This is a genomic window from Streptomyces sp. NPDC127084 (assembly GCF_042724175.1).
Taxonomy (GTDB): Bacteria; Actinomycetota; Actinomycetes; order Streptomycetales; family Streptomycetaceae; genus Streptomyces.
This window is the reverse complement of the sequence record NZ_JBHXFA010000356.1, coordinates 1-1,461: the sequence shown is the minus strand read 5'-3', so window position 1 is coordinate 1,461 and position 1,461 is coordinate 1. Positions and strand designations below refer to the sequence as shown.

Below are 1,461 nucleotides of genomic sequence, written 5' to 3'. Positions count from 1 at the left end.
CCCGAGAGCTACCTCGCCGGCCTCCACCTCCGCGCGTCGATGATCTGGATCAAGAAGCTCACCACCTCTTGATCACGACCAAATACGCTCCCTAGCACCGTTCCGTGCTTGGCCTGGAGTTTTGCGAACAGCTCGCGGAGCTTGGGCTCGGTGTTGGGCAGGCGCTTGTCGAGCGCCTTCTTCCCGGCCGGGGTGACGGCGGTGGCGTGGTGTTCGCCCTTGCCGACGTCCAGGCCGAGGAAGACGTCGATGTCGCCGGTGTCGATCACGTGCAGGCCCCTCCATCACGCTTTCGTCCGGCCTTGCCACGGCACCGAGCTGCCACATCCACGTTATGGAGAGCTCTTCCGGCCTGGGTGAAACCGGTACTCAAGCCCCTCATCAGCGGTCCGTCGATGCCTCCGGACCCGGTGACACCACCCCCCGGATCATCAACAACAGGAGGGGGAAGTCATGCCGGACCCGAAGGCCGGAGGCCCCATTGCGGAACCACGAAAAAGGTAATGGGGGGACAACTGCGGAGCCTCGTCGGGGGACGATAGCCAAAGTTGACCGCCAGCCGTCGCGGCCCTCGGTAGCGTCGAGAAGCATGACGACTCATGCAGAGAAGAGGGCGGCCGGTCCGGCCGCCGTCGAGGAAATGGCGGCACGGCGTGCGGTAGCGGCGCAGATGTCGTGGGATGACCCGGAGCAGCAGCCGGGTCAGCCGTGCCCGTGCGGGGATGCCGACCACGGCGAAGAGTGCGACTGCGAGGAGGGGGCGTTCCTGGTCCACGTCATACGCATCCCGGGCAGCATCGACGAGCTGACACTGTGGGAGGACCACTTCGTGTGCACCCATGGCTGCAGCTCGTACACGCAGGAGGTGACGCTGCCGGATAGCCCGTGGGGCGTACGGGAGCAGGCCGTAGACCGGCATGGTGTCCCCTTCGAGCGCGTCCGATTATTCCCCGGAGTCGTACACAACCAGGAGGGTCTGCTGCCGGGCTCCGGGGAGGCGTAAGAGGCGCCGTGCTGCCGCTGGCGTTCCAGCCACCGGCCGACGTCCACCCCGGCCGCGGTCACCCCCGGAGTGATCTCCGCGAGCTCGGCGCCCAGCGCGAGCAGTCGGCCCACCGCCGCGTAGCTGCGTTGCCAGTCCACGGTCCACCCGGCTGCTCGGCCGGCGCCTGTAGCAGCGTCCGCGACACCAGCGGACGGCTCGGGTGCCGTGGCCATGACTGCCCCGCCCGACTCCCGACGTTGCTCCTGCCCGACGAGGACACCGTGTCGGTTCCTCAAGGTCGGGCGCGTCGCCTGGTATCCACAAGACGGCGGGTGCCCGGGAAGCTCTGGCCCGGGCACCCACCGTCAGCCGTCTGCCCCACGACGCACCGTGTCGGTCCTGAAGGCAGGGCGCGTTACCTGGTATCTAGAAGAGGACGGATAGTCACACAAGACGGCGGGTGCCCGGGGAAGACC

The 1,461-nt window shown here is 67.8% G+C and carries 1 protein-coding gene and 1 pseudogene; one reads left to right on the top strand and one right to left on the bottom strand.

Annotated features, from left to right (window positions below):
- Positions 1 to 92 precede the first annotated feature (92 nt).
- A pseudogene (locus ACFWI9_RS34175) lies at positions 93 to 269 on the bottom strand (transposase); the annotation flags it as partial.
- 320 nt (positions 270 to 589) lie between these two features.
- On the opposite strand from ACFWI9_RS34175, the gene ACFWI9_RS34170 reads away from it, so the two are divergent.
- Positions 590 to 1,003: a hypothetical protein gene (locus ACFWI9_RS34170; protein ID WP_387169171.1), complete on the top strand. Its 414-nt coding sequence runs from the start codon at positions 590 to 592 to the stop codon at positions 1,001 to 1,003.
- Positions 1,004 to 1,461: the final 458 nt, after the last annotated feature.

Bases quoted from the DNA above. Each gene is read 5' to 3' on its own strand.
- ACFWI9_RS34170 (WP_387169171.1), top strand. From the start codon at position 590: ATGACGACTCATGCAGAGAAGAGGGCGGCCGGTCCGGCCGCCGTCGAG.